This is a genomic window from Desulfobacter sp., assembly GCF_050177295.1.
This window is the reverse complement of the sequence record NZ_JBFXHE010000486.1, coordinates 1-3,068: the sequence shown is the minus strand read 5'-3', so window position 1 is coordinate 3,068 and position 3,068 is coordinate 1. Positions and strand designations below refer to the sequence as shown.

Below are 3,068 nucleotides of genomic sequence, written 5' to 3'. Positions count from 1 at the left end.
ACACGGCATTGACCTGTTCAAATCCAATTCCGGCATTGGCAAGGGTATCAGTCACGCAGGCGTCTATCTGTGCAACCAGATCCTGGATCATATCTTCAAATGCGATTCTTGTGACAAGTTCTTCAATGACGATGCCATAATCCTTGAAAATCACGGTGGCGTCCCCATGGTCGGACAGGCGGCACTTAGCTGATTCAATGGACCGGAATAATAGATACCCATAGTTATCGCGGATCAACCGTTCCAAATTTTCCAGCAGCCGCCTGTCCCTGAGCCCCGCACAAACCTTGAGTTCCTTTATATTCCCAAGAGTTTGCGGACGCCGAAGCCAGGGAATGCGGTGCCATTGCATCAGATGGTTCAAGACAAGCGGGGACAGTCCCGTAAGATTATCACTGAACTTGGATTTGACTTTAACATCCGTGCCATAGTGTTTTGCCACCTTGTGGCGCATGATCAGAGAATCGAAATTATCCCCGCCGATATAAAGCCCGCCAACGGAAAGGATGTCCTGTTCCCTGTCCGTTGAAAAAATAACCGGACGGCCAAGCACAACCTTGTCCACATCCCGGCCAATAATATTCTCTCCCCGATCTTTCATGGTCTTAAGAAGATGTCCGATCAACGCTTCCAAGGTATAATTTTTACCGTAAACATTTGTTTTCTGGAAGGACAGGTCCGATAAAAAGGATTTTATCGACTGCATGTACCGGCCTTCAGCACCGTTGTCGATATACTGTTTGACCCCTTCATGGCCCACAAAAGAGAGGGTCTGTCCCTCTTCCTTTATAAAATAAAATAAAGAATGGATTTCAAAGAATTTGAAAGGGGATTACCCGGGTCGATATCCAGAAGTTTTACCTGGTTGTCAACACTTGCGGCCAGCGCAAAATTGGAAGTGCCGAAATCAATGCCAAATGCAGGAGACATACGCTTTCCTAATCAGCACGGCCCTGGGCTTTGCGGATAAGCGCTGCGTTCTTTTCCTTTACTTCCGGATACGCAGCAGCCAGACTGTTGGATTTTTTGGCCAGGGAAACCGCCTGGACAATATTTCCCTGGTCAAGCTGGGCCTTTGCCATCAGGTGCCAGACCAGCGGGTCCTGACCGTCAATGTATAATGCCTGCTCCAGGGTGGAAAAGGCGAGCTGCGGCTGCCTGCGGCTCAGCTGATTTTCGGCATTCTTGATCATCCGGGTCAGGGCCTTGGGCCGGAGGCGCTGAACAGGGCGCACAGCTGTCAGAAGCGGATTCTGGTCCTCTCCTTTACCCGCAACTGCCGAATCACCGGGCTCAGTACGTTGATCCGGTACAGGTCTGCCGGTCTCGGGCACGGATTCAGGGGGCCGGTGGGACTGGGATATTGAGACAGGTCTTTTTTCCGCACAGGCGGATAAAACGATGAGGGCCATGGCAATGAGATAAAAACAATAGGTTTTCATTTGAATACATCCTTAAGCCAGTCAATAAGATATCGCGGCTTTTTTTTCTGTACCGGTTGTTTATCGGCCCTGGGAGCTGCCGGGATTGGGGATTCGACTTCAGCAGCAGGCCTGGGAACAGGATCAGAAACAACAGGGGCAGACCCGCGGATAAAAGGCATGGCAAGGGCACCGGGGGTATTGTTGTTCGTGCGAAGCCCGGTTTGGGGATTGATAACCGCCCAATCAATATTCTCCGGTGGTGTCAGGACCAGGGGCATATTGGGGATCTGTGCCATGATCCGGCCAAAGACCTGCATGGCGCCGGTTGCCCCGGTCAGCCCTGTGGACTGGTTGTCATCCCTGCCCACCCAGACCACGGCCAGGCGATTCCCGGAAAATCCGGCAAACCAGGTATCCCGCAAATCATTGGTGGTACCGGTCTTTCCGGCAATACCCAGATCCGGAGAAAGCCATCTGGACAAAGATGTTCCGGTACCTTCCCGGACCACAGCCTGGAGCGTTTTGGCCACCAGGAATACGGCTCCCGGATCCAGGTGCTGCTCGATGCGCAAAGGATAGCGCTGGAGCGTTTCCCCGTCAGGGGTATAAACGGCTTTTATGACCCGGGCCGGGGTGTAGAATCCCCCCGAGGCCAGAGTGTGGTAGACCTGGGCAACCTGGACAGGGGTCATCTCAAAACTGCCCAGAAGCATTGCCGGCACAAACGGGGCAACGGGTTTGAACCCTAACTGCGCCATGGTTGCAAAAACAGTTTCCAAACCAAGATCCAGGCCAAGTCTGACCGTAGCCGTATTGTAGGAGTGGACCAGAGCCTGGTACAAGGGCAGCTGCCCATGGAATTTTTTGTCAAAATTCAGGGGCTTCCAAAGACGGCCGCCACTTTTCAATGAAACAGGCCCGTCATTGATCCGGGTCACCAGGGTATAAGTTTCAGGCCGCTCCAGAGCCGAAAGGTATACCGCAGGCTTCACCAGGGAGCCAATGAGACGCTTTGCATCCAGGGCACGGTTAAACCCTTTGGATTCAGGTTGCTTTCCCCCCACCAGGGCCTGAATTTCATTGGTGGCGCTGGCCGTCACCACCACACTGGCCTCAAGCTTTGAATTTCTGCCGGCCATGAAATCCGCCACCCCCTTTTCCGCAGCCAGCTGCACCAAAGGATCCAGCGGGGTGAAAATACGCAGGCCCATGGTTTTTAAATCTTTTTCACGATACGCGTCGAGCAGCCTGCGCTTAACCAGATCCAGGTAAAAGGGAAACCGCCATTGCCGGGGTACCGGAATAACGCCCAGGGGTTGGCCAAGTGATTGTATAAGCTGGGTGGATGAAATCAATCCCTGGTCCGCCATGAGGCCAAGCACAGTGTTTCGCCGGGCCATGGCCTGGTCCGGGTGAACCCTTGGATTGTAGACGGACGGTCCTTTGAGCATGCCTACCAATAGTGCGGTTTCCTCAGGCGAAAGCAATCCCGGTGACTTGCCGAAGTAAAACTGAGCCCCCAGGCCAAACCCGTGTATGGCCCTGGAACCGTCCTGTCCCAGGTAAACTTCGTTAATATAGGCTTCAAGAATTTCCTCTTTGGTAAACTGGCGCTCAATGGCAGCCGCAACAAAGGCTTCACTG

Annotated in this window: 3 protein-coding genes and 1 pseudogene; all 4 read right to left on the bottom strand. The window is 53.1% G+C overall.

Annotated features, from left to right (window positions below; translation table 11 throughout):
* A pseudogene (locus AB7U36_RS21510) lies at nt 1-760 on the bottom strand (Hsp70 family protein); the annotation flags it as partial.
* A gap of 26 nt (nt 761-786) precedes the next feature.
* Nucleotides 787-930 carry a hypothetical protein gene (locus AB7U36_RS21505; RefSeq protein WP_428161661.1) on the bottom strand — a complete coding sequence of 48 codons (144 nt, stop codon included), beginning with the start codon at nt 928-930 and terminating at the stop codon, nt 787-789.
* Between the two features lie 8 nt (nt 931-938).
* Nucleotides 939-1,442, bottom strand: coding sequence for a hypothetical protein (locus tag AB7U36_RS21500; protein WP_428161660.1), 504 nt, complete (start codon nt 1,440-1,442; stop codon nt 939-941).
* Nucleotides 1,439-3,068: transglycosylase domain-containing protein (locus AB7U36_RS21495; RefSeq protein ID WP_428161659.1), on the bottom strand; the 1,630-nt coding region annotated here is incomplete at its 5' end. The genes AB7U36_RS21495 and AB7U36_RS21500, both read right to left, overlap by 4 nt.